Genomic DNA, 25,029 nt, shown 5'->3' with positions numbered 1-25,029 from the left:
CAAGTTGCGATGAATGAACAATTAAAAGAACGATTCAAATCGATGACCGATGCGCTGAAATCGATGCCGGCGAAGCGGAAACTCGTATGGGGAATCTCCATTGCGATCATATTGATCGCAGCACTCGTACTCACATTCTTCCTATCGAGACCGAACATGGCTCCTCTGTACACCAACCTATCTGCGCAAGAAGCGGGTGAAGTGACGGAGAAGCTGACTGCGGACGGTGTGAAGTCGGAAATCAAAGCGACTTCGAACGGGGTCAGTGTATATGTTCCGAATGAAATGGTCGACCAGTTGAAAGTTAGCCTTGCGGCAGCCGGGATCCCGAAATCTGGGGCAATTGACTACAGTTTCTTTAGTGAAAATGCCGGTTTCGGAACGACGGACCGTGAAATGGCGGTCATCGAACGAAGTGCGATGCAGACGGAACTTGAGCGACTCATCACCCAGATTGAAGGAATCAATCAAGCGAAAGTCATTATCTCGCTTCCTGAGAAGTCCGTCTTCTTAGCGGAAGATCAAGGAGAGCCGACAGCTTCGATTGTGTTAAATATCGGGGCCGGAACCAATTTAGAACCGAACACGGTCAAAGGTCTCTATCATTTGATTAGTAAAAGTGTTCCAAACTTGAAGCCTGAAAACATCTCGATCATGGACCAATACTTTACGTATTATGACCTCGATCAGACAGTCGTAGCTGGAGGATCTTCTTCTGATCCGTTGGCACTGAAGCGTCAAGTTGAAAAAGACGTCCGTCAACAAATTCAACAGATGTTATCTGTCCTTCTCGGAGAGCGGAGCGTCCTCGTCTCTGTCACAGCAGATATCGATACGACCCAGACGGCCGAAGAGCAAAACCTCGTCACGCCAGTCAACGAGGAAAACATGGAAGGCATCGTAACGTCGGCTGAACGAATCGCCGAGGCTTACACGGGTGGTACGGGGACGGCGACAGAAGCGACCGGAACCGGTGAGAATGACACGATCAACTTCCCTGCTGCTACAGGGGATAGCACAGAAGAAAGTGAAAAAAACCATGAAATCATCAATTATGAGGTCAACCGCATCACGAAACAGATTCAAAACGCACCATATACGATTCGTGACCTCGGGGTCCAACTCATCGTTGAACCACCAGATGGCGCGACAAGTATCGACCCACAGCTAGAAGGCGACCTCGAGACGATGATGTATTCGATCATCCGGACGTCGTTAGCGAAGACGGACGAAGCCATCACGGATGCTGAACTCGAACAGAAAGTTGTCGTCGTGTCGAGACCGTTCGCTGAAGTGGAAGAAGTTGCAACAACAGAGCAACCGACACCTTGGTGGATGTATGCGGCAGCGGCTGGTGCAGTCGTAATTCTTGCCTTGATCTTCTTCGCGATGCGTAGACGCAAGCAAGAAGTTGTGGAAGAGACGAACGAATGGGAAGTTCCATATGAAGATGAAGTACCTGACCTAGACCTCGAAGAGCGAGGCGAAGGGGCAGTGAAGAAGAAACAGTTAGAAAAATTAGCTGAAAGTAATCCAGAAGAGTTTGCTAAACTGCTTCGTACTTGGATGTCTGAGGAGTGAGTAACGTGAACTATGCAAAACAATCGAATCGCGAAAAGGCAGCGATGCTCATGATTTCCCTGGGACCTGAAGTGGCAGCGAACGTCTACAAACATCTTTCAGAAGAAGAGATGGAACAACTGACGCTTCAAATTTCAGCGTTAAAAAAAGTGTCCCCGGAAGAAAAGGATAGTATTCTCGGTGAGTTTCACGAACTTGCCATGGCTCAAAGTTATATTACTCAAGGTGGAATCGGGTTTGCGAAAACGGTCCTTGAAAAGGCGGTTGGTGAAGATAAAGCGATGGCATTGATTCATCGCCTCACATCGACTTTACAGGTCAGACCGTTCGAGTTTGCACGAAAGGCAGACCCGAAACAGTTATTGAACTTTATTCAAAATGAACACCCGCAGACGATTGCGCTAATCTTAGCGCATTTAGAACCGGTCAAGTCAGGGCAGATCCTCTCGGAACTTCCACCTGAGATTCAATCGGAAGTCGCGAAACGGATTGCGACAATGGATCGACTCAATCCAGACGTCATCCATGAAGTGGAACAGATTCTTGAAAAGAACTTGTCACAGACAGATATGCAAGATTATGCTCAGTCGGGTGGAATCGAGGCGGTCGTCGAAGTCTTGAACGGTGTAGACCGGACGACAGAACGTACCATTCTCGATGCGCTCGAAATCGAAGACCCGGAACTCGCAGAGGAAATCAAGAAGCGGATGTTCGTCTTCGAAGATATTGTCACACTCGATTCTCGGGCGATTCAACGGATCATTCGCGAAGTGGCGAACGACGACTTGTTGCTAGCGCTCAAAGTGTCGTCGGAAGAAGTAAAACAAATTATCTTTAAAAATATGTCTCAACGGATGGTCGAAACGTTCAAAGAAGACATGGAATTTATGGGACCTGTTCGATTGCGTGATGTTGAAGAGGCACAGAGTCGAATCGTCGGAATCATTCGCCGCCTAGAGGATGTTGGTGAAATCGTAATCAGTCGAGGTGGAGGAGATGACATCGTTGTCTAATGTGATCAAACGTCAACGCGCGACATCGCATATTCCTCAGCGGATTGAATCGAAACGATTGGAATCATCCATCCCTGATTCAATTGAGAGCATCGACCATCATCAAGTGATTGAGTCGCGTTATGAGAAGTTAAGACAAGACGAAGATGCGTTCCAGCAGTTTCAGTTAACCGAAATGGAGAGACTAGAACACTTAAAGCAAGAAGCGTTTGAACAGGCACGTTCGGAAGGTTATGAGGCAGGTCTCCTTCAAGGAAGACAAGACGGATATGCAGAGTTTGAAGACATCACGACGCGTTTGAACTCTGTTTCGACCGAACTCGAACAACTGTTTCAGGAAAAATGGAAACAGGCGGAAGTTTCACTCATTGACTTAGCGATTGCAGTAAGTGCGCATGTGACGACGGACCTTGTCCGAAAAGACGAGACGTTGTTTGCGGCGATGATCCAAGAACAGATGGCTCAACTCATCGATGCGGAAGCGTTGACGATTTACGTTCATCCGACTCGGCTTGCTTCAATCCAACGATTTGAATCGATGTGGCGCGATGAAGAGACGCCACCATTAAAATATCGTGGAGAAAGTTCTTTAGACGAAACGTCTGTGCGGATTGAGTCACCACATCGAGGAAATGAAATCGATCTTTCGTATAGCTTCGAGAGAATCAAAGCCAAAATCGAGGAGGTTTTAGCGGATGGCGCTTATTGAGCAGGTCATCAATACGATCAAACAATCTACGGATGGCGAGTTTACTCGCAAAATCGGTCGAGTGTGTCGGGTCGTAGGATTGATGATTGAGTCAAATGGACCGAGTGCCTTTGTCGGGGAGCGATGTTTCATCATGCTCCCTTCAAATGAGACGGTCGAAGCGGAAGTGGTGGGCTTTAATGAAGAGCGCGTCCTTCTTATGCCATACGGTGAAACAACACAGATTGCACCTGGTTGTTTAGTGAAAGGTACCGGGAAAATGCTCCAAGTCCCTGTTGGTGAGGAACTGATTGGACAAGTGCTCGACGGTCTAGGGCGTCCGCTTACGGGAGAGCGACTCGTAACTGGTAAGCGGTATGACGTCCAGCGGAAACCGCCTAACCCTTTGAATCGTCCCCGGATTTTAGATGCCTTGTCGACTGGCGTTCGTATGATCGATGGGTTGCTGACCGTTGGGAAAGGGCAACGTGTCGGACTATTTGCTGGTTCTGGGGTAGGGAAATCCACGTTACTCGGGATGATTGCCAAGCGCTCTTCGGCAGATATTAACGTCATCGCCTTAATCGGAGAACGTGGTCGAGAAGTAAAAGAATTCATTGAAAAAGAGCTCGGCCCAGAAGGGATGGCCCGGTCTGTCGTCATTGTAGCGACGAGTGACCAACCTCCCCTCGTCCGATTGAAAGGTGCTTACACCGCAACCGCAATCGCCGAGTACTTTCGGGACCAAGGTAAAGAAGTGGTGCTCATGATGGATTCGGTGACACGATTTGCGATGGCTCAACGTGAAATCGGGCTTGCGACTGGTGAACCACCGACATCGAAAGGGTACACACCGTCTGTCTTTGCGATGCTCCCTCAATTATTAGAACGAAGCGGTACGGCAGCAACCGGATCGATTACGGCGTTCTATACAGTACTCGTTGATGGTGACGATATGAACGAACCGATTGCCGATGCGGTGCGTGGAATCTTAGACGGGCACTTCGTTATGGACCGAGCGCTTGCAAACCGTGGACAGTTTCCTGCCATCCACGTGTTGAAGTCAATCAGTCGTGTCATGAACCAAATCGCTTCTCCAACACATCGTGAAGCAGCACAAACGTTTCGTAGTTGGCTAGCGACTTATATCGATGCCGAGGATTTGATTAACATCGGCGCATATAAAAAAGGTTCGAACCCAGCGATTGATACGGCAATCGAGAAATATCCATACTTACTGACATTTTTAAAGCAATCGATTGATGAAGATGCTGCATTCCAACAAACGATGGCTCATTTGTCAGACATCGCGCGAGGTGAATCATGAACAGACTCATTCTAGAACGAATCATGCCAATTGCTGAACATGAGAAAGAAGATGCCGCTACTGAAGTAAGAGGGTTGAAAGCAAAACTCGAAACGGAGATGGAAGCGTTGTATGACCTTCTCCTCATGTATGAATCGTTGATTAAACATCAAGATGAACAGCAAGGACGTATTGATTTACTCATGTCTCAGTATCGGGAAAAGACGCGTGAGCAAGTAAAACGTCAAATCGAAACACAACAGCTCGTCGTTCAACAAGCGCGCAATCGTTATCACGCATCACAAGAACGCTTGCTCGGAAAAGTAGTGGAAGAAAAGAAATATGTGACACTTCATGAAAAGGTCAGTTTAGAAGAGATGACAGCGGCAAAACTCACAGAGCAATTAATGATGGACGAACTCGCTGTGATTCATCATGGGAAAGGGAAGTAGCATGGCAAAAGAGAACAATAAACGAGGCAAACAAATGATTGTGGCGTTAGTCCTCATCCCAGCAATCTTCATCTTGGTCGGCGGAATGGTCGTCATGAACTACGCGATGGACCGTCCACTTTTATCCGTACCATTCCTACCAGTTAGTGAGGATGGAAAGACAGCAGAAACACCGAAGACATCTGAGACGAAAGTGAACGTGACAGGTATCGACAGTGACGCCACGAACCGGTTGAAAGCAGCAAACAGTGAGATTGAAAAACTTCGAAATGAAAATGTGGAACTGACGAATGAAGTGAAAGCGCGACAAGAAGAAATCACCGATTTAATTCGGGAACGTGACCGACTTGTCTCCGAGCTAGCGGCAGCCACATCAGAAAAAGAAACCACTTCTGACATTGTCAGTGTGTATGAAGAGATGTCCGCCAAACAAGCGGCGGCCATTATGGGGGAACTAGAGAGTCCACAGGTGGCGGAATTGCTTAAAGAATTATCACCAAAGCAACAGGCGGATATTTTAGGGCGGATGAATGCGCAGCAGGCTGCGGTTGTGACGCAGCTTCTCCAATGAACATGGGAAAGGAGGACACACATTGAATATCGCATTATTATCACAAGCGATTCAAGGTTCGATGGCACGTACCGAAGCGACAGATGGGAATTCACAAGGAACGGGCGGTTTTTTAAGTCTCCTCTCGGCGATGCTCGCACCAATGCAAGGATCCGGAGAGCAGACAGCGCTTCCTCAACTTGAAGAAGGTGTGCTTCCTGAAGAGTCAGTCGACTTTGAAAAAGTGGCACAGGAACTCGAAACGTGGTTTCAAAAACCTGACACATTGAATTGGCTAAAATCACTTCCGCAAGATGCGTATCGGACGTTTATGGATGCATATGTAGGTGTACTCGGACAATTGTCTACGTCATCTGTAAATGTTGATTCAGCGCTCCCAATCGTTGCTCAGGCGGTCGCAACAAGTAGTGACATCGTGCAAAAGACGGATTTGTCTGCAAAAACAGGGTTGACACAGACTGTGCCAAATCAAGAACTTGGGAAGCACGTTCAAACGATTCAACGGGTGGTCACACAGTTTAATGGACCAGCCGGCAATATGAAGGAAGTTCCCGTTCTACCACAAGTTGAAACCGTGAAAGTGGCGAAAGCGCTCCCTCAGGCAAGTGGTGTTGAGTGGTTACCGAAAGGATTAAACTGGTCGCGACCACAAATTGATGTAGAAACCGTCATGTACGCCTCAAAAGGTTCCTTACCTGAAAACTTACAGGCGAGAATTGAGTCCGCGCTTCAAAAAGCACCGTTTTCGAGCGGAGCGGACGGTTCGAAAGTGTTTACGGTACGTCTATATCCAGAACAACTCGGTGAGCTCGTCGTCAAGCTTGAACGACATAACGGGGAACTCGTCGTCAAATTGTTCGCAAGCAATCAAGAGGCGAAACAATTGCTTCAGTCACAAGTTCAGCAGTTGCAACAAACGTTAACGCCTCACTCCCAAAACGTTCGGGTCGAGGTCAACTTGACACAACAAGCACTCGACACGAAGTCGGCGTTGCCAGATGGCTCAGAGCAACCGGAACAGGAGCAACCGCAGGAACAACCAAAAGGAGGGTCTGAGGATGACGAGCATCCAACCGAAGACGAATGATTTTACACTGCCAGACCAGTCACTTCCAAAAGCGACAAATCAATATGACAAAGACATGTTTATGAAGTTGCTGCTCGCTCAAATTGCGAACCAGGACCCAATGTCGCCGATGGAAGACCGTGAGTTCATCGCTCAGATGGCTCAATTCTCTTCACTTGAACAGATGCAAACGATTTCGAAGCAACTCGACTCTGTGCTGGTCGACCGTCATATGGCTTCGATTTCCGAATTTAGCAGCATGATTGGTAAAACGATTGACTACAGTTCGGAATCGAGTGAAGAAACGACGAAAGGCTCGGGTCGTGTCGTCTCGATTTCTCGATCTGATTTAACTGGATACATGGCCGATCTTGAAGACGGCACATCGGTCAGCGTGTACGACATCACTTCCATCAAATAAGTATAGGAGGAACTATTATGTTAAGAGCAATGTACTCAGGAATCAGTGGTCTGAAGAACTTCCAATCGAAATTAGACGTCGTCGGGAACAACATCGCCAACGTCAACACGTTCGGTTATAAAAAAGGTCGTGTCACGTTCAAAGACCTCGTCAGTCAACAAGTCGGTAGTGCGTCAGGCGGTAATGGGGCGACGGCCGGAGGGATTAACCCGAAAGAGGTCGGTCTTGGTGGAACGATGGCGACTGTCGATAACGTCTACAACCAAGGAGCGATGCAAAATACGGGACGTGCGTTAGACGTCGGTATTTCAGGAGAAGGTTTCTTCGTCACAATCGTCAACGGTCAAGCGCAATACACACGTGCCGGTAACTTCTATACGGACAACAACGGTGACTTGGTAACAGGTGAAGGAACTTACTTGTTAGGAACGGGTGCGAAACCTACGGATAACCTTCCTGCGCCGAACTTGGTTGGAGATATCCCAAACGTAGTGGAAAATTCCCCTGCTTACGGTAAAATCTCAATTCCAACAGACGCACGTTCATTGTCAATTGGAAAAGACGGTCAAGTGAGCTATGTCGACGCAGCCGGTGCGTTGCAGACGGCAGGCTATATCGTGACGGCGAACTTTAGCAACAACGCTGGTTTATCGAAAGTCGGCGCCAACAACTTCTTGCAATCACAAAACTCAGGTGACCCACTCATCGGAGCGGCCGGTGATTTAGGGCGAGGTAACCTCGTTTCGGGCGCACTTGAAATGTCGAACGTCGACCTTTCTGAAGAATTTACAGAAATGATTGTGGCACAACGTGGTTTCCAGGCGAACACACGAATCATTACAACATCGGACGAGATTCTTCAAGAGCTCGTTAACTTGAAACGCTGATGATTCGCGTCACGGCGTTTCGGGGTGAGGAGTTCGTGCTCAACGCTTTGCTGATCGAAACAGTGAAAGCAGAGCCTGACACGATAATCCAACTGTTTAATGGCAAAACGTATCTCGTGAAAGAAACGAAAGATCAAATCATTGAACGAACTGAAGCCTTTTACCGCTCAATCGGTTTAGTCGGAACGATGTTCACAAGAGGTGAAGAAGATGAGTGAAGAAGAGAAGAAAAAAGGTGGCGGCCTGAAAGTTGTCATCATTTTACTAGTCGTCCTACTCGTCATGGGCGGAGCCGGCTTCATGACGTATAAGTACGTTTTCGGTGACAACGTCACAGCAAAAACGAAACCGGTCACCGCTGAAGAGTTGGCGGAGCGAAGCTTCATGACCGATGACATGACGACGAATATTCAAGATGAGCGTTTCATCAACGTTCAATTCACGATTGTCACAGATTCGCTAGAAACAAAAGAGAATCTAGAGCTGCGCAAGTTTCAAGTGCACAATGTCATTCTTGGTGACTTGGCCGGGATGACAAAAACACAGTTGGCAACGAAAGAGGATATGCAGAAGTTTGAACAGACATTACGAGAACAACTTAATGGACTGCTTGAAGAAGGTGAAGTCCAACGCGTCTATATGACGAAGAAAATTATTCAGTGAGGTGGCATCATGGGAGAAGTACTGTCTCAACAAGAAATTGATGCCTTACTATCTGCACTAAGCAGTGGGGATGTCGAAGCGGATTCCTTTCTCGCACAAGAAGAAGAAAAAAAGGTTCGGCAATATGACTTCAAACGAGCCGTTCGATTTTCTAAAGATCAAATTCGAAGCTTGACTCGGATTCATGAGCATTTCACACGTATGTTGACGACGTTTTTCTCGGCACAACTTCGCACCTATGTTCAATTCACCGTCAACTCGGTCGAACAACTACCGTACGATGAATTCATTCATTCTATCCCGAGTATGACGATGATTAACTTGATTGAAGCGCCGCCGTTAAACGGAAGATTTATCATCGAAGTCAATCCGAACATCTCCTATGCGATGCTCGATCGTCTACTTGGTGGACCGGGTGTGGAAATGGACAAGATTGAGTCGTTCACAGAGATCGAGATGCGAATTTTGACGCAATTGTATAAACGTGCCTTTTCAAGTTATGGAGATGCATGGGAGTCAATTGCAGAAATCAAGGCGGAAATGGCTGCTGTCGAAGTGAATCCGCAGTTCCTTCAACTCGTTTCACCTAACGAGACGGTCGTCCTCATCTCCATTGGAGTGACGATTGGGGAAGTGAGCGGGACGATTAACGTTTGTCTTCCGTTCGTGACAATTGAACCTGTCTTGTCGAAACTTTCGAGTCATTATTGGATGCAGGAAGCGAATCGTCGGAATGCGAGTCAATCGAGCAAAGAGCCACTCAAAGCCCAGTTGATGAACTCGACGGTCGAGGTCGTCTCATTACTCGGAGAGACGACAATTACGTTCGGCGATCTGCTGCATCTTGAAGTTGGGGATTGTTTGGCACTCGATCAAGTTGCAAAAGAGCCTCTTTCCATCATGGTAGGGGAAAACAAAGTATTTAAAGGGCAAGTCGGTGTGAGTGGGAAGCGTATGGCGGTTCAAGTGCTTCACCGTGTGAAGGAGGAAGAGCAATGAGTGAAATGCTGTCACAAGATGAAATTGACGCATTACTACGTGGGACAAGTGACAATACGCCGATGCCGAAGGCGGAAGATGAAGAGCATTTAGATTCGATGGAAAGCGATGCTCTCGGAGAAATCGGAAACATTTCATTTGGAAATTCGGCAACGGCCTTGTCAACGTTACTACAGCAAAAAGTAGAAATCACGACACCGGTTGTCAGTGAGGTGAGAATTGAGGAATTGCGTGAGCGTTATCCTACGCCGCATGTCGCATTACGTGTTGGGTATACGGAAGGGATAAAAGGGGAGAATGTCCTCGTTTTGACTCGCGAAGATGCGGCCATTATCTCTGACCTCATGTTAGGTGGGACAGGGGAGAACGTTGATCCTGAAAGCCTTGATGAGATTCGCTTATCAGCCGTTCAAGAAGCGATGAACCAAATGATGGGCGCAGCCGCGACATCTTTATCGACGGTGTTTTCGAAGAAAATTGACATCTCTCCACCACTTGTCGAGGTGTTTGACGCAACAAAAAATCAAACGATTATCGATCGTCTTGAACTTTGGGAAACGATGGTGCTCATTGAGTTCAATCTCAAAGTAGGTACATTGATTGATTCCACAATCGTTCAAATTGCTCCAATTCAATTCGGAAAGCAATTAGTCGATGAATTGATGAAAGCGACCGGTGAAGCACAAACGGCAGTGGAGCCTGTAAAAGAACAACCGAAAGCCAAGGTCCCTAAACCTCAGCCGCAAGCTCAACCGCAGGCGCAACCACAACCGGAAAAGCAAAAATCGATGCCAGAGGTCGCGGTAAGCCAAGCAGAATTCATGCCGCTCCAATCACCAGCTCCACAAGAGTCTGTACCGGCAAATCTAGGGCTATTATATGATGTGCCGTTAAACGTGACAGTCGAACTAGGCAGAACGAAAAAATCTGTCCGGGAAGTACTCGAGTTATCACATGGTTCCATCATCGAGCTCGACAAGCTAGCTGGCGAACCGGTTGATATTTATGTCAACCAACAACGAATTGCTAGAGGAGAAGTTGTCGTGATTGAAGAAAACTTTGGGGTACGTGTAACAGAAATTATTCAACCGCATGAGCGGATCGGAATCGTCTAAGGAGGAATTTAGAATGAGTGCAAAAGTATTAGTAGTAGATGACGCAGCGTTCATGCGCATGATGATCAAGGATATTTTGACAAAGAACGGATATGACGTAGTAGGTGAGGCAGAAAACGGAGCTGACGCGGTCGTAAAATATCGTGAGCTCACACCGGATCTTGTCACACTTGATATCACGATGCCAGAGATGGATGGTCTCGCGGCATTAAAAGAGATTCGCAGCTTCGACTCGAATGCAAAAGTCATTATGTGTTCGGCAATGGGGCAACAAGCGATGGTCATCGATGCGATTCAAGCAGGTGCGAAAGACTTCATCGTTAAGCCGTTCAACGCGGAACGTGTCATCGAAGCGGTCTCTAAAACGGTCGCACAATGAAGAAATGGTGGTTGATTATTCTCCTCGTGGTCGGACTTTTTGTTCCGGCCACGGTTGAGGCCGCCACCGTAGACCAACAATTCGAGCAAAAACAGACAGAAGAATTGGAAAGTAACGTTCCAACGACAGCGTCAACGATTGGGAATGGCGTGAAAGTCGTGTTGAGTCTCGTAGTCGTGGTCGGCGGTTTTATCGTCTTGATGCGTTGGCTCGGTTCCAAAACACAAGGTGTGAAAGCGACTCAGCATATGAAACACCTCGGAGGTGTCCCACTCGGAAAGGACCGTTCCGTCCAACTCGTGAAACTTGGGGATCAAGTCTATGTCCTCGGCGTCGGGGAATCGATTCAATTGATTGATCGACTCGATGCGGAAACGATGGATGAAGAGCAGTCAGAGCCTTTATCACTCCGAACGGCGAATTCGAATGCATTTTTAGATACCTTTAAGAAACAACTTGCTCAATTAGAAGAAGTGAGGAAGAAGTCATGACAACGTTTGAGCAATTAATCAATTTAGAGACACCAGACAGTACGTCAACGTCGATCAAACTCTTAATTTTATTGACGTTATTGACACTTGCCCCTTCTTTTTTAATTTTGATGACCTGCTTCACACGTGTCGTCGTCGTACTATCTTTTATTCGACCGGCGCTCGGTACACAACAAACACCGCCAAACCAGTTGATTGTCGGATTGGCTTTGTTCATTACATTGTTCGTCATGTCTCCCGTTCTCTCTGATTTGAATGAGAACGCGTTAAAACCTTATCTCGATGACAAAATCTCACAAGATGAGGCGTTTGATGAAGCGAGCGGGACGATGAAAGAATTCATGTCGAAATATACAAGACAGGAAGATTTGCAACTGTTTTTGAAATATGGGAACTACGAACAACCTGAATCACTTGATGATGTACCGCTTCTCGCTCTCGTTCCGGCTTATGCGATTAGTGAGTTGAAAACGGCTTTCCAAATCGGATTCATGATTTTCTTGCCATTTTTAATTATCGATATGGTCGTCGCAAGTGTGCTCATGTCGATGGGGATGATGATGCTACCACCGGTCATGATCGCCTTACCGTTTAAATTATTACTATTTGTATTGGTCGATGGCTGGCACTTGATTGTGGAATCATTGCTTAGAAGTATGTAGGGGGAACGGACATGACACAAGAAATGGTCATTTACTTGGCAACAGAGAGTGTGTGGACATTATTAAAAATTTCAATGCCATTGCTGCTCATCTCACTGATTGTCGGTCTCGTGATCTCGATTTTACAGGCCACGACTCAAATTCAAGAACAGACGCTTTCGTTTGTTCCAAAAATCATCTCGGTCTTCATCGGTCTTGTCATTTTTGGACCGTGGATGCTTCAACAAATTGAGGGGTTCACACGATTGATTTTTGAGCTGATGGTCGAGGTTGCGTCGAAATGAACGCAGTTGACTTCATCAGTATGTACGGTCTGACGTTTGCGCGACTCTCTGGCTTTTTTGTCAGTGTCCCATTGTTCTCGACGAGACAGTTGCCGGTCATGCACCGGGTAGGCTTCAGTGCATTTTTAGCGTATTACGCTATGTTCACCATCACCGAGCCGATTCAAATGACGAATGGGTTTGTGATTCAGGTCGTGTATGAGGTCATGATTGGGCTTTTACTCGGTCTATTGATTAACATTCTCTTTTTCGCTCCGCAAATTGCCGGAGGGGTCATCGACCTTCAACTTGGACTCGCGATGGCTTCCGCATACGATCCGATGTTTGGCGGACAGTCGCCACTAATTGGACGATTTTATTATATTTTTACGCTGTTCATTTTATTGACGAGTAATTTACATTTACTCCTGATTGACGGCATTTATTACAGTTTTCAAATCTATCCACCTGGTCAACCGATGATTAACTTCACGGAAGCCTCACTCATGATGGCAGTGAAAGTGGTCACGATGACGATGATGGTCGCCTTGCAATTGGCCTTGCCGATGATGGCATCTTTATTGCTTGTCGATTTGGCACTTGGTTTTTTAGCAAAATCGGCGCCACAGTTCAATATCTTTGCAATCGGCTTTTCCTTCAAACTGATTGCCGGATTTGCCGTCATGGTCTTGTTGATGGGATTGACACTGACAGGTATTAGTCAGTTCATTCCGTTATTACAAGACGTGATGCACGACTTTATGCTCATACTAGGAGATGCCTCATGAAGAAGCCTCTATATCCTTTATCGGTCAATTTGCAGTTTTTTGCAGGTGAAAAAACAGAAAAAGCGACACCGCGTAAACGAGAGGATTCACGAAAGAAAGGGCAAGTCGCCAAATCCGCTGATTTGACGGGAGCATTCGCGCTCTTTGCCATGTTTCTCATGCTGTCATTCTTCGGACCGATGATTGGGCAACAGTTGCTCTCATTAGTCGGAGATTTACTCAGCCCCCAATACTTACTGTTCAATATATCTGAGGGCATGTCAGGGATGATCATCGACTTGATGCTTCGAGTCGGATTGATTTTGGCGCCATTCTTTATCGTCGCTGTCGTGTTTGGGATTCTCATCAATTATTTACAAGTTGGAACGCTTTTTTCCTTAGAAGCGATCCAGCCAAAGCTCGAGCGAATCGACCCGATTAAAGGGGTGAAACGTATCGTCAGCATGAAAGCGGTCGTCGAATTTTTAAAGTCCTTATTCAAATTTTTAATCATCCTGACAACCGCTATCGCTGTCCTTTGGCAAAACCAAAAAGAATTGTCCCGGATGGCCGTCGAACAGATTCGAGAATCCATCGTCGCGCTCGCAGGGATCACGATTGAACTTGGTCTCTGGGTGAGTGTCGCATTGCTCGCACTCGCATTACTCGACTTTTTTTATCAACGATTTGATTTCGAAAAATCGATTCGAATGTCAAAGCAAGACATAAAAGACGAGTATAAAAACTCAGAAGGTGACCCGCTGATCAAATCTAAGATTAAGCAACAACAACGAGAAATGGCGATGCGACGCATGATGCAAGAAATTCCGAATGCCGACGTCGTCATCACGAACCCGACCCATTACGCGGTCGTCATCCGCTACGATGATACGAAAGACTTTGCCCCGCTCGTTGTGGCAAAAGGGGTCGACCGAGTCGCCTTTCATATTCGAGATGTCGCAAAAGAGCACAATGTGGCGATTGTTGAGAACAAGCCGCTTGCACGGGCGCTATATGCGCAAATCGATATCGGAGAAGTGGTAGACGAATCGTTCTATCAAGCGATTGCGGAAGTGCTCGCATTCGTCTATCAAATGAAGCAACCGTCTTGAGGAGGAGTATGTGTTGGCAGTAAAAGCGAAAGACTTTGCAGTTTTGATTGGTGTCTTGATGATTGTCATCATGCTGATCATCCCGTTACCGGGCTTTTTATTAGATTTTTTAATCATCGTAAATATTTTAATCGCCCTCATGATCTTACTAGTGGCGATGAATGCCAGAGAAGCGCTCGACTTCTCCGTATTCCCTTCCCTCTTATTGATTGTGACGTTGTTTCGTCTCGGTTTGAACGTATCGACGACCCGTTCGATTCTCTCAAACGGTTACGGAGGGGAAGTCATTGCGACGTTTGGTGATTTCGTAATCGGAGGAAATGTCCTTGTCGGATTCGTTGTCTTCCTCATTCTCGTCATCATTCAGTTCGTCGTCATCACAAAAGGTGCCGAGCGTGTATCTGAGGTATCTGCACGCTTCACGCTCGATGCGATGCCAGGGAAACAGATGGCCATCGATGCTGACTTGAACTCCGGACTAATTGACGACAAGGAAGCGCAGATGCGTCGCCGTAAAATTCAAAGCGAGGCCGATTTTTATGGTTCGATGGATGGGGCATCCAAGTTCGTCAAAGGGGATGCCATCGCTGGTATCATCATCGTGACGATTAACTTGATCTTCGGAATCATTATCGGTGTCGTTCAGATGGGATTACCGGTCGGAGAAGCGTTCACAACGTTCTCGCTCATGACGATCGGGGACGGACTCGTCAGTCAAATCCCGGCACTCTTGATTTCAACGGCAACCGGAATTATCGTGACCCGTGCCGTCTCGGACGGCAATTTAGGAGAAGATGTGATCGACCAGCTTGGTCAAAACCCATCGCTTCTCTATATTGCCGGCGCCATCGTCTTCATGCTCGGTTTCGTGTCACCACCACTTATCCCGGTGACGATGATCATCGCAGGTACGGCCTTCTTCGGAGCCTATACGATGCGTCGAAACATCCGGCAGGCGACGGAAGATCCAATCATGGAAGACGAGCCTTCGACAGCTCCGACGGAATCTGTCGTCTCGCTCTTACAAATCGATTCGATTGAATTCGAATTCGGATACGGATTGATCCCACTTGCGGATGAGTCGCAAGGCGGTGACTTGTTGGACCGTGTCGTCATGATTCGTCGTCAACTCGCGCTCGAGCTCGGATTCATCTTGCCAACGGTTCGGATTCGCGACCATTTACAGCTTTCGCCGAACGCGTATCGCATCAAGGTGAAAGGAAACGTCGTCGCAGAAGGTGAGTTGTTGCTCGACCATTACTTGGCGATGAGCCCAGGGATTGAAGACCCGGAAGTATACGGGATTGAAACGACGGAACCGGCATTTGGTCTTCCGGCCCTCTGGATTGATGAGGAGACACGGACGCGAGCAGAAATGAGTGGATATACCGTCGTGGATCCGCCGTCCGTTGTCGCGACACATCTGACCGAAACGCTGAAGAAACATGCTGCCGATTTACTCGGTCGTGAAGAAACGAAACAACTCGTCGAGCATTTGAAGGAAACCCATCCAGTTCTCGTTGAAGATGTAACGCCTTCAGTGCTTTCAATCGGTGAAATTCAAAAAGTGTTACGTCACTTGTTACAAGAAAATGTATCGATTCGAAACTTACCTCTTTTGTTCGAGACAATGGCTGACTACGGGAAAGTGACAAAAGATGCAGAAATCCTCGGTGAATATTGCCGTCAAGGGTTGTCACGCCAACTGACCGACCAAGTCAAACCACCTGAAGGTCCATTGTATGTGGTCACGTTAGGTGGTCAGACGGAACAGACCGTTCAAGACGCCGTACAAAAGACGGAGTTTGGGAACTACTTGGCACTCGACCCAGAGCAGGCGCGCGACATTATCGAGCGCACAGGAGAACAACTGTCGATGTTTGAACGGTATGGAGCGTCAGCGGTCATTTTATGTTCACCGACGATTCGACTATTTGTTCGACAGTTGCTTGAACGATACTATCCAGATGTTCCCGTATTGGCATATAACGAATTACTCAGTTCCGTTGAAGTGAAAAGTATTGGGGTGATTTAAATGCAGATTAAAAAATTTACAGCGAAAACGATGGCTGAAGCGATGACGAAAGTGAAGCAAGAGTTAGGTGATGAAGCGGTGATCCTAAATTCACGGCAAGTGAAGACCGGATGGTTCGGTTTATTCGCTTCGAAACAAGTGGAAGTCATCGCTGCACTTGAAAAAGAGCAAACGGTCACGAAACCTAGACAGTCTGTATCGGTTCAAACAAAGCCGATTCAAACGGTATCACCTCAAACACCACCAGCACCTCGTATGGTAGGAGGAGCGGCGCCAAGACTCCATACGTCACTACAACATGTCGAAGCGTTACTTTCGACGGAGTCGTTCGCGGAAGAATCGTGGGAAGAGACGTTGAACGAGCTCTACTATACGACGAAGTCTGTAGAAGCGGCTGAACAGTACGTGTATGAACAAGTCAAATCGTCCTTCGGCGAGCCACCTGAGGCGAAACGTTATGTCATGGTCGTCGGACCGACCGGCGTCGGCAAAACGACGACACTTGCCAAACTAGCTGCGCATTTCAAGTTGAAAGAAGGCAAGACAGTCGGGTTGATCACGACTGACACATATCGAATCGCAGCCATCGAACAGTTGAAGACGTACGCTGAAATTATGAGTATCCCCGTCGAAGTGGCATATGATTTCCATGACTTTAAGCGGGCAAAGCAATTATTTGCCCGAAAGGACATCGTGTTGATCGACACGGCAGGTCGCAACTTCCGAGATCCTGCGTACGTGGAACAGTTTCACGAACATCATGACTTTACGGAAACGAGTTTATCGCTCGTGTTAAGTTTGACATCAAAAATGAAAGATATGGATATGATCTACTCCCAGTTCGAGTCACTCCCACTCAGTTCGCTCATCTTCACAAAAGCAGATGAGACGAGTGACATTCACGCGATGTATCGAATGGTGAAAAAGAGCGGTCTTCCTGTCGCATGGATGACGGACGGTCAAGAAGTGCCGGATGATTTGATTCGGGGAGATGCGGATGCGTTGACGAAACGACTGTTTGAGAAAGAAGGGTGGACAAGATGGACCAAGCAAGGCGTTTAAGAGCAATCAATGATGTCCATCCGACGACCATCGCCTTTGCGAGCGGGAAAGGCGGTGTCGGAAAGACGAACGTATGCGTGAACACGGCTATCGCTCTTTCAGAGCTCGGAAAGCGGGTATTGATTGTCGATTTTGATATCGGGATGGCCAACGTCCATATCTTAATGAACGCAATGAAGTCGAGAACGATGATGGAGTCCGTAAAAGCTCGTATTCCATTGGCTGCAGCTGTTCAGAAAAATGTGCATGGTGTCGATATATTACATGGAGGGAGTGGACAAGACCAACTCGTCCATCTCTCAGAAGATGACATGCAATTTCTCATGCGAGAACTCGAAGTACTGACCGCATATGATTACGTCCTCTTTGATATGGGCGCAGGGGCGACGGATACCTCGCTGCAATTTATTGCAGGGTGTGATGAAATGTTTTTGATTTTAACGCCGGAACCGACTTCGCTCATGGACGGATACGCATATACAAAACTAGTGCATCATCAATATCCAGACTTACCACTAGGCGTCATCGTGAACCGAGCCCAGTCTGGAGAGGAAGCACTACAATGTTTCGAACGGATGGAAGTCGCATGTAAGCAGTTCTTAAATAAGACGATTCGATTCCTCGGATTTTTACCAGATGACCCTTCAGTCAGAAAGGCAGTCATCGCCCAAGTCCCGTTTTATCAATACAATCGAAAAAGTGATATTAGCTGGCGGCTCGAACGAATTTTGACAACGCTTACGGGAACGCCTCCGAAACCACGTCACTTGATGGACCGTTTGATGGGGAACTTACGGAAACAGTGGAACCGAGTATAACGACAGGGAGGCAAATGAGATGGACGTGAACGAATACTTAGGGTTGTTTTTAGATGAATCCCAAGAACATATCCAATCAATCAACACACAGTTACTTAAGCTAGAACAATCGGGTGGGGCGGATGTCGTTCAAGAGATTTTCCGATCGGCGCATACGTTAAAAGGGATGTCCTCGACGATGGGGTACGAACACGTCGCCAATTTGACGCATGAGATGGAAAGTGCACTCGACCTCGTTCGTGGCGGAAAAAAGGAAAGCAACCAACTGCTGTTGGATACGATGTTCATCGCTATGGAACAGATGGAGGACATGATTGCTGACATTGAGAACGGCGGACGAGGTGCGAACGTGGATGTTTCTGAAACGGTCGCTGCCTTCCAATCGTTCATCGGTGGAAAAGAGGTCGTGGTCACAGAGGTAAAAGAGTCAAATACATTCGAAGTCGACCTTTATATGAATTCGGTCATCGAACAGGCGAAACAGACAGGATTCGAGGCCTATCAAATCACCGTGAAATTATCAGACGCTGTCGTCCTGAAAGCAGCTCGGGCGTATATGGTGTTCGATCGTCTCCAAGAATTGGGCGAAGTCGTGCGCACGAACCCGGAGACAGAGGAAATCGAGCAAGAGCAATTCGATTTGTCGTTTGACGTCTTATTCCTATCACAAGAGGCGACGGAAGTCATTGAACATGCCATCGCCCAAGTGTCGGAAGTGGAACGTGTCGAAGTCAATGTGTTCACAGGAACGTCAGAAAGCGAACCAGAAGTCGCAGTGACAGCCGAAGTGGTAGTACCAGAACCAGTGGTACAGAAAGCCTCAGATCAAGAAGAAAAAGAAACAAAAGATACGAAGGAACAAGTGGCTGCACAGGCTCAAGCGAAAACGATTCGCGTCAACTTAGAACGAATCGATCGTCTCATGAACTTGTTCGAGGAATTCATCATCGATCGTGGACGTTTAGAACGACTCGCTGATGAGGTGGGTCAACCAGAATTGAACGAAACCGTTGAAAAAATCAAACGAGGTACGAACGAACTGCAATCACTCGTGTTGACCCTACGGATGATGCCGATTGAGCAAGTGTTCAATCGCTTCCCACGAATGGTTCGCTCGGTCGCAAAAGAAATCCACAAGAAAGTTCAATTGGATATTTCGGGTGCGGAGACGGAACTTGATCGTACGGTCATCGATGAGATTGGAGACCCGCTCGTTCACTTGATTCGTAATGCGATCGATCATGGAATCGAACGCCCTGAAGTTCGCGTGAAAGCAGGTAAGCCGGAACAAGGGATGCTTGCCCTTCGCGCTTATCACGGCGGCAACCGTGTCTTTATCGAGATAGAGGATGACGGTGCGGGAATTAACGTTGACAAAGTTCGTGCAAAAGCATTGGAACGTGGCGTGATTTCAGATGAAGAGGCGACTGTGATGTCTGAGAACGAGTTGGCGATGTTAATCTTCGCTCCAGGCTTCTCGACAGCTGACGTCGTGACGGACCTTTCAGGTCGCGGTGTCGGACTCGATGTCGTGAAAAATAAAATCGAGTCACTCGGTGGTGTCGTTTCGTTAGAGACGGTTGCGGGACAAGGGACGAAATTCCAGGTCAGTCTGCCACTCACCCTCTCAATCATCTCGGCCATGCTCGTACAAGTCGGTGAGGAATCGTATGCGATTCCGTTGTCATCGATTCTCGAGACGACTTTGCTTGATGAAGCGGACATCTTGACGGCGCACCGCGAGCGTGTCTTTGATTTCCGTGGCCAGTTGGTTCCTCTCGTCTATTTAAAAGAAATGTTCGGAATCGAATCGGAGACGAAGTCGCAATTCCCGGTCGTTGTCGTTCGAAAAGGAAACAAACTTGTCGGTGTCGTCGTCAACGATTTGATCGGCCAGCAAGAAATTGTCATGAAACCGCTCGGTACGTATCTTGAAGGGATTCCTGCTATCTCAGGTGCGACCATTCTCGGTGACGGTCGCGTCGCTCTTATCGTAGATAGTAACGATCTCTTTTAAGGAGGAATATAGATGGAACAGAAATGGGTAGTCTTTTCACTTGAAGAAAATACGTACGGGATCGATGTACAATCGGTCCGTTCAATCGAGCGACTTCAGCCGATCACACGCGTCCCGAACGCCCCGTTACACGTGAAAGGGGTCATCAATCTTCGGGGTGTCGTCACACCGGTCATCGACCTTCGTTTGCGTCTCGGTTATGAAGAAATCGAACCGACAGATGAGACGCGTATTTTAATCGCATCCTTGAATCAAGGGGATGCGGGCTTCATCGTCGACCGCGCAAACGAAGTGGTTGAAAGTGATGAAGTGCGGATTGAACCGATTCCAGAATCGAGTCGCGACATGATTTCAGCACACTTGACAGCCATCGCTAAAGGAGAAGACAAACTCTTCTCACTTCTCGATGCGAATGCGTTGTTTGAGGAACAGTATGCTGAGTGAGTTTGAGCAAGACTTGTTAAAGGAACTGGGAAATATAGGGTCTGGTCATGCGGCTACCGCGTTATCCGCCATGTTAGCCAAACCGGTGAATATCACGGTCTCCTCGGCTGAGATGGAGCCAATCTCGTATTTGCCTGATCGAGTGGGTGGTCCGGAGCGACATGTCGCTTCGGTGCTACTCGAGTTAGACGGTGAGATACGCGGCATGATTCTCATTTTGTTTGCCGTCGAGGACGCCGAACAGATGGTATCGACACTCATTGGGATGCCATTCTCGTTCCAATCAACTGATGAGCTAGGGATATCGGCTTGGGAAGAAGTCGGGAATATTATGAGCGGTGCTTATGCCCGGGCACTTGGTGACTGGCTACAGACGCCAATCATGATTCAAGTGCCGGCAACGGCAATCGATATGGCTGGGTCAATCGTCGAGTTTGTCGTGACATCGGTTCAACCTGAAGAAGATGCCGCATTGTACATCGACACGACATTTATGATTGATCAAAAAGTAAGCGCTGGGCATGTGTTGTTCCTACCGACACATGGTTCGCTCAAACGTATTCAAGAACGGTTGCTAGGCAATGGCTGACGTATTAAAAATCGGCATCGCCGAATGGAAACAAACGACAGCGCCGAATCGCCTCCGTACAGCTGGACTCGGGTCGTGTGTTGGAGTCATTTTATATGACACTCGTCTCCAATTGGCGGCAATGGCGCATGTCATGTTACCCGACTCGACCATTGCTCGGAAGAATCAAACGATTGAAGTAGGAAAATATGCAGACACAGCCATCGACACGCTCGTCCATTCTCTTAAACGAGAAGGAGCGACGCGGTTACAAGCCAAAATGGCAGGTGGCGCACAAATGTTTCAATTTAAATATGAGAATGAAGCGATGCGAATCGGAGAACGAAACGCCGAGGCGATTCGCCAAGCATTAAAAGTTCATCGGATTCCGCTCGTGGCCGAAGATTGTGGCGGACATAACGGACGAACGATCGAATTCGATGTAGCGACATCGATTTTGTCGATTCGGACGGTGAGCGTAGGCACGAAAGAACTATAAGGGGGGATCGACATGACGACTCATCTTACACAGTTGTGGGATCGCTGGAATACGGACCGTGATATGGATACAGCAAACGAACTACTAGCACATTACGAGTTTCTCATCCACTACCACGTACAACGGATGATCGTGACGCTACCAAAAAGCGTCGAACGCGACGAATTGAAAAGTTTGGGTTACATGGGATTGTACGATGCCCTTATGAAATATGATCCAGAGCATAACAATAAATTTGATACGTACGCCGCCTTTCGAATTCGGGGAGCCATCATCGATGGGTTGCGAAAAGTGGATTGGTTGCCTCGTTCGGTTCGTGAGAAAGTAAAAAAAATCGACCACGTGGCAGAACAACTTGAACAATCGTTACATCGCGCCCCGACGAAGCATGAGTTAGCAGTCGCCTGTGACCTTCCTGTTTCTGAAATTGAACGGACGATGGCAGAAGGGTATTTTGCCAATATGCTGTCGATTGATGAGGCTGTGACGTTACAAGAAGAAGGCAAAGTGATGTCTGTCACGTATTTCGACCCAGACTCTGAAAAACCAGAAGATACCCTACTCCAACAAGAGTTAATTGATGTGCTCGCGACAGAAGTCGACCATTTGTCCGAAAAAGAGCGGCTCGTCGTATCACTATTCTATTTTGATGAACTGACATTGACCGAAATTGGGGAAGTGCTTGAACTGTCCACCTCTCGCATTTCTCAAATCCATTCAAAGGCGTTGAAGACGTTAAAGCAGGCACTCGGACGGTCGTATTTAGAAGAAAAGACATCGTAAGGAGATGAACAAGTGTATATTGTATATGTGATCACGGCTTGTTTGGTTGCTTACGGTTTTTTATTCGGGTACCGTCAAGTCCAGGCGTTACAAGAACGGGTTGAGCGACTCGAACGAGAGAAACAGGAGACGGAGACGTTGCTTCTCTCGTTCATGGAGTCGATGAACGATCTTGTCACGAAAGAACCCGTAGAGCGTAAAGCGGACGTTCATCAGGAGGATGTGTCCGTACCTGTTGAGACAAAAGCGGATGTCGTGTCAAACGACTTAGATGAAGACAAGTCAAAACCATCAATTGACGTAGATGATGTGTTATTGCGGCATTCGGTCCGAGATGCTGCCCGCATTCTTGGAAAAGGGGAAGGCGAACTCGCGCTATATGCGAAACTTCGCAAAAAGTGAGAGTTGCCGGATTTCGTGACATATGCTATAGTAGTTCTCGGTGTTAAACACATCACACACGTCTCGGGATGGTATTCCTCGGTGCCGAAAGGTCGGAATACAACAATGAACGAGGCGGAGGACTTTTTTAAACCACAAGGAGGAAATTTATCATGGCAGTAATTTCAATGAAGCAATTGCTTGAAGCTGGTGTACACTTCGGTCACCAAACACGCCGTTGGAACCCAAAAATGGCGAAATACATCTTCACAGAGCGTAACGGGATCTACATCATCGACCTTCAAAAAACGGTCAAAAAAGTAGACGAAGCTTACAACTTTGTTCGTGAACTCGCGGCAGAAGGCGGAAACGTCCTCTTCGTAGGTACGAAAAAACAAGCTCAAGATACAATCAAAGAAGAAGCAATCCGTTCTGGTATGTTCTTCATTAACGAACGTTGGTTGGGTGGAACACTCACTAACTTCTCAACAATCAAAAAGCGTATTAACCGCTTGAAGCAACTCGAAAAAATGGAAGAAGACGGCACGTTCGAAGTACTTCCTAAGAAAGAAGTCATCATCTTGAAAAAAGAAATGACTCGTCTTGAGAAGTTCCTCGGCGGAATCAAGGATATGCCTGGAGTGCCTGACGCCCTCTTCATCGTTGACCCACGTAAAGAGCGTATCGCAATCGCGGAAGCTCACAAATTGAACATCCCAATCGTTGCGATTGTCGACACAAACTGTGACCCAGATGAAATCGACTACGTCATCCCAGCGAACGACGATGCAATTCGTGCAGTTAAATTGCTCACTTCGAAAATGGCTGATGCTATCATCGAAGCGAAGCAAGGTGAAGAAGAAGTTGCTGAAGAAGCTGTAGCGACAGAAGCTGAAGCTACAGAAGCTGAGTAATCAGTGAGACAATAGGTGATAAAGGGAAAGCCTTTTATCACCTTTTTTTAGGACAAGTATTCAAAAAGCCTCGTGCTTTTTCTTAAAATTCGTTAGTTTTACAAGGAGGAATTTCCGATGGCAGTTACAGCAGCAATGGTAAAAGAACTTCGTGAAAAAACAGGAGCAGGAATGCTCGATTGCAAAAAAGCACTCGTTGAAACAGACGGTGACATGCAAGCAGCAATCGACTTCCTTCGCGAAAAAGGAATCGCTAAAGCAGCAGCAAAAGGTGATCGTATCGCCGCTGAAGGTTTGACAGCAGTAGCAGTTGAAGGCAACAAAGCTGTGCTCGTCGAAATCAACTCAGAAACAGACTTCGTTGCGAAGAACGAGAAGTTCCAAACACTCGTAAACAACGTAGCGAAAGCAGTACTCGCTTCAGGCGCAACAACTGCAGAAGCAGCACTCGCAGCTGACTACGAAGCAGGCAAAACGCTTGAAACGTACATCCAAGAAGAAGCTTCTACAATCGGAGAGAAAATTTCACTCCGCCGTGTAGCTGTTCTTGAAAAAGCTGACGATGCTGTATTCGGTACGTACCTCCACATGGGTGGTCGCATCGGTTCTGTCGTTGTAATCGACGGCACATCTGACGAAACAGTTGCAAAAGACGTAGCGATGCACGTTGCAGCAGCACGTCCACTTTACGCGACACGCGACGAAGTATCAGCTGAAGAAATCGACCGTGAGAAGAAAGTCTTGACTGAGCAAGCTCTTAACGAAGGCAAGCCTGCTAACATCGTTGAGAAAATGATTGCTGGTCGCATGAACAAGTACTTCGAGGAAATCTGCCTCGTAGACCAAACGTTCGTAAAAGACGGCGACTTCAAAGTTGGGAAGTACGTAGAATCTAAAGGCGGGAAAGTCAACTCGTTCGTACGCTTCGAAGTAGGAGAAGGTATGGAGAAACGTGAAGAGAACTTTGCTGAAGAAGTTATGAACCAACTTAAAAAATAATCTGCGTCATCGCATATGATGCAACCAAAATTGGGAACACGTCTGTATAACCTTGAGTTAGTTCGTTAAGGGA

General features: G+C 47.3%; 30 protein-coding genes. All 30 read left to right on the top strand.

The genetic code is table 11. From position 1 onward, the window contains the following. Positions 1 to 9: 9 nt before the first annotated feature. The 30 genes from fliF to tsf all read left to right on the top strand — a co-directional run bounded on the left by fliF (position 10) and on the right by tsf (position 24,956). Positions 10 to 1,581, top strand: coding sequence for a flagellar basal-body MS-ring/collar protein FliF (gene fliF, locus KNO85_RS08085; RefSeq protein ID WP_214788819.1), 1,572 nt, complete (start codon positions 10 to 12; stop codon positions 1,579 to 1,581). 5 nt (positions 1,582 to 1,586) lie between these two features. Then, entirely contained in the window at positions 1,587 to 2,594 is a 1,008-nt protein-coding gene (fliG, locus tag KNO85_RS08080; protein ID WP_026826250.1) for a flagellar motor switch protein FliG, read from the top strand. After that, positions 2,578 to 3,303, top strand: a complete 726-nt coding sequence (locus KNO85_RS08075; RefSeq protein ID WP_214788816.1) for a FliH/SctL family protein — start codon at positions 2,578 to 2,580, stop codon at positions 3,301 to 3,303. Before fliG ends, KNO85_RS08075 begins: the two co-directional genes overlap by 17 nt. Beyond that, positions 3,290 to 4,609, top strand: coding sequence for a flagellar protein export ATPase FliI (fliI, locus tag KNO85_RS08070; RefSeq protein WP_214788813.1), 1,320 nt, complete (start codon positions 3,290 to 3,292; stop codon positions 4,607 to 4,609). Before KNO85_RS08075 ends, fliI begins: the two co-directional genes overlap by 14 nt. After that, complete coding sequence (locus KNO85_RS08065; RefSeq protein ID WP_214788810.1) at positions 4,606 to 5,040, top strand: flagellar FliJ family protein; 435 nt, start codon at positions 4,606 to 4,608, stop codon at positions 5,038 to 5,040. Before fliI ends, KNO85_RS08065 begins: the two co-directional genes overlap by 4 nt. Position 5,041: 1 nt before the next feature. Then, positions 5,042 to 5,611, top strand: coding sequence for a MotE family protein (locus KNO85_RS08060; RefSeq protein WP_214788807.1), 570 nt, complete (start codon positions 5,042 to 5,044; stop codon positions 5,609 to 5,611). 22 nt (positions 5,612 to 5,633) lie between these two features. Next, entirely contained in the window at positions 5,634 to 6,698 is a 1,065-nt protein-coding gene (locus KNO85_RS08055) for a flagellar hook-length control protein FliK (RefSeq protein ID WP_214788804.1), read from the top strand. Continuing rightward, complete coding sequence (locus KNO85_RS08050) at positions 6,670 to 7,098, top strand: flagellar hook capping FlgD N-terminal domain-containing protein (protein ID WP_214691822.1); 429 nt, start codon at positions 6,670 to 6,672, stop codon at positions 7,096 to 7,098. The genes KNO85_RS08055 and KNO85_RS08050 overlap by 29 nt, the downstream gene beginning before the upstream one ends. A 17-nt stretch (positions 7,099 to 7,115) precedes the next feature. Next, a complete protein-coding gene (gene flgG / locus KNO85_RS08045; RefSeq protein WP_214788801.1) occupies positions 7,116 to 7,985 on the top strand; it encodes a flagellar basal body rod protein FlgG in 870 nt (289 codons plus the stop codon). Beyond that, positions 7,985 to 8,203: a flagellar FlbD family protein gene (locus KNO85_RS08040; protein WP_031421671.1), complete on the top strand. Its 219-nt coding sequence runs from the start codon at positions 7,985 to 7,987 to the stop codon at positions 8,201 to 8,203. Before flgG ends, KNO85_RS08040 begins: the two co-directional genes overlap by 1 nt. Then, a complete protein-coding gene (locus KNO85_RS08035; RefSeq protein WP_214788798.1) occupies positions 8,196 to 8,648 on the top strand; it encodes a flagellar basal body-associated FliL family protein in 453 nt (150 codons plus the stop codon). Before KNO85_RS08040 ends, KNO85_RS08035 begins: the two co-directional genes overlap by 8 nt. Before the next feature lie 9 nt (positions 8,649 to 8,657). Then, positions 8,658 to 9,647, top strand: coding sequence for a flagellar motor switch protein FliM (gene fliM, locus KNO85_RS08030; RefSeq protein WP_214788795.1), 990 nt, complete (start codon positions 8,658 to 8,660; stop codon positions 9,645 to 9,647). Further along, positions 9,644 to 10,762, top strand: coding sequence for a flagellar motor switch phosphatase FliY (fliY, locus tag KNO85_RS08025; RefSeq protein WP_214788792.1), 1,119 nt, complete (start codon positions 9,644 to 9,646; stop codon positions 10,760 to 10,762). The genes fliM and fliY overlap by 4 nt, the downstream gene beginning before the upstream one ends. A gap of 13 nt (positions 10,763 to 10,775) precedes the next feature. Next, positions 10,776 to 11,141, top strand: coding sequence for a response regulator (locus tag KNO85_RS08020; RefSeq protein WP_074034690.1), 366 nt, complete (start codon positions 10,776 to 10,778; stop codon positions 11,139 to 11,141). After that, positions 11,138 to 11,632, top strand: a complete 495-nt coding sequence (locus tag KNO85_RS08015; RefSeq protein WP_214788788.1) for a flagellar biosynthetic protein FliO — start codon at positions 11,138 to 11,140, stop codon at positions 11,630 to 11,632. The genes KNO85_RS08020 and KNO85_RS08015 overlap by 4 nt, the downstream gene beginning before the upstream one ends. Beyond that, complete coding sequence (gene fliP, locus KNO85_RS08010; protein WP_074034688.1) at positions 11,629 to 12,294, top strand: flagellar type III secretion system pore protein FliP; 666 nt, start codon at positions 11,629 to 11,631, stop codon at positions 12,292 to 12,294. The genes KNO85_RS08015 and fliP overlap by 4 nt, the downstream gene beginning before the upstream one ends. Positions 12,295 to 12,305: 11 nt before the next feature. Then, complete coding sequence (gene fliQ / locus KNO85_RS08005; RefSeq protein ID WP_015881403.1) at positions 12,306 to 12,578, top strand: flagellar biosynthesis protein FliQ; 273 nt, start codon at positions 12,306 to 12,308, stop codon at positions 12,576 to 12,578. Then, positions 12,575 to 13,345 carry a flagellar biosynthetic protein FliR gene (gene fliR, locus KNO85_RS08000; RefSeq protein ID WP_214788785.1) on the top strand — a complete coding sequence of 257 codons (771 nt, stop codon included), beginning with the start codon at positions 12,575 to 12,577 and terminating at the stop codon, positions 13,343 to 13,345. The genes fliQ and fliR overlap by 4 nt, the downstream gene beginning before the upstream one ends. Further along, a complete protein-coding gene (gene flhB / locus KNO85_RS07995; protein ID WP_214788782.1) occupies positions 13,342 to 14,436 on the top strand; it encodes a flagellar biosynthesis protein FlhB in 1,095 nt (364 codons plus the stop codon). The genes fliR and flhB overlap by 4 nt, the downstream gene beginning before the upstream one ends. A gap of 13 nt (positions 14,437 to 14,449) precedes the next feature. Further along, positions 14,450 to 16,471 (top strand): flagellar biosynthesis protein FlhA, encoded by a 2,022-nt coding sequence (gene flhA / locus KNO85_RS07990; RefSeq protein WP_256441797.1) that lies wholly within the window; start codon positions 14,450 to 14,452, stop codon positions 16,469 to 16,471. Further along, entirely contained in the window at positions 16,472 to 17,533 is a 1,062-nt protein-coding gene (locus KNO85_RS07985; RefSeq protein ID WP_214788776.1) for a flagellar biosynthesis protein FlhF, read from the top strand. Then, positions 17,512 to 18,351 (top strand): MinD/ParA family protein, encoded by an 840-nt coding sequence (locus KNO85_RS07980; protein WP_214788773.1) that lies wholly within the window; start codon positions 17,512 to 17,514, stop codon positions 18,349 to 18,351. Before KNO85_RS07985 ends, KNO85_RS07980 begins: the two co-directional genes overlap by 22 nt. Before the next feature lie 19 nt (positions 18,352 to 18,370). Further along, the gene (locus tag KNO85_RS07975; protein WP_214788770.1) at positions 18,371 to 20,368 is read left to right on the top strand and encodes a chemotaxis protein CheA; all 1,998 of its coding nucleotides are present in this window, start codon (positions 18,371 to 18,373) and stop codon (positions 20,366 to 20,368) included. 12 nt (positions 20,369 to 20,380) lie between these two features. After that, positions 20,381 to 20,812: a chemotaxis protein CheW gene (locus KNO85_RS07970; RefSeq protein ID WP_214788768.1), complete on the top strand. Its 432-nt coding sequence runs from the start codon at positions 20,381 to 20,383 to the stop codon at positions 20,810 to 20,812. Further along, a complete protein-coding gene (locus tag KNO85_RS07965; protein ID WP_214788766.1) occupies positions 20,802 to 21,401 on the top strand; it encodes a chemotaxis protein CheC in 600 nt (199 codons plus the stop codon). Before KNO85_RS07970 ends, KNO85_RS07965 begins: the two co-directional genes overlap by 11 nt. Beyond that, the gene (locus tag KNO85_RS07960) at positions 21,394 to 21,879 is read left to right on the top strand and encodes a chemotaxis protein CheD (RefSeq protein WP_214788763.1); all 486 of its coding nucleotides are present in this window, start codon (positions 21,394 to 21,396) and stop codon (positions 21,877 to 21,879) included. The genes KNO85_RS07965 and KNO85_RS07960 overlap by 8 nt, the downstream gene beginning before the upstream one ends. Before the next feature lie 12 nt (positions 21,880 to 21,891). Further along, entirely contained in the window at positions 21,892 to 22,662 is a 771-nt protein-coding gene (locus KNO85_RS07955) for a FliA/WhiG family RNA polymerase sigma factor (RefSeq protein WP_214788760.1), read from the top strand. Positions 22,663 to 22,674: 12 nt separating this feature from the next. After that, positions 22,675 to 23,064: a hypothetical protein gene (locus tag KNO85_RS07950; protein WP_214788757.1), complete on the top strand. Its 390-nt coding sequence runs from the start codon at positions 22,675 to 22,677 to the stop codon at positions 23,062 to 23,064. A gap of 152 nt (positions 23,065 to 23,216) precedes the next feature. After that, entirely contained in the window at positions 23,217 to 23,957 is a 741-nt protein-coding gene (gene rpsB / locus KNO85_RS07945; RefSeq protein ID WP_015881415.1) for a 30S ribosomal protein S2, read from the top strand. 117 nt (positions 23,958 to 24,074) lie between these two features. Beyond that, positions 24,075 to 24,956: a translation elongation factor Ts gene (gene tsf / locus KNO85_RS07940; protein WP_074034676.1), complete on the top strand. Its 882-nt coding sequence runs from the start codon at positions 24,075 to 24,077 to the stop codon at positions 24,954 to 24,956. Positions 24,957 to 25,029: the final 73 nt, after the last annotated feature.

Origin of the sequence: Exiguobacterium sp. s124, from assembly GCF_018617485.1 — a bacterium.
GTDB lineage: Bacteria > Bacillota > Bacilli > Exiguobacteriales > Exiguobacteriaceae > Exiguobacterium > Exiguobacterium aestuarii.
Note: the sequence above shows the minus strand (reverse complement) of the source record. Positions and strands in the feature narration are given on the sequence as shown.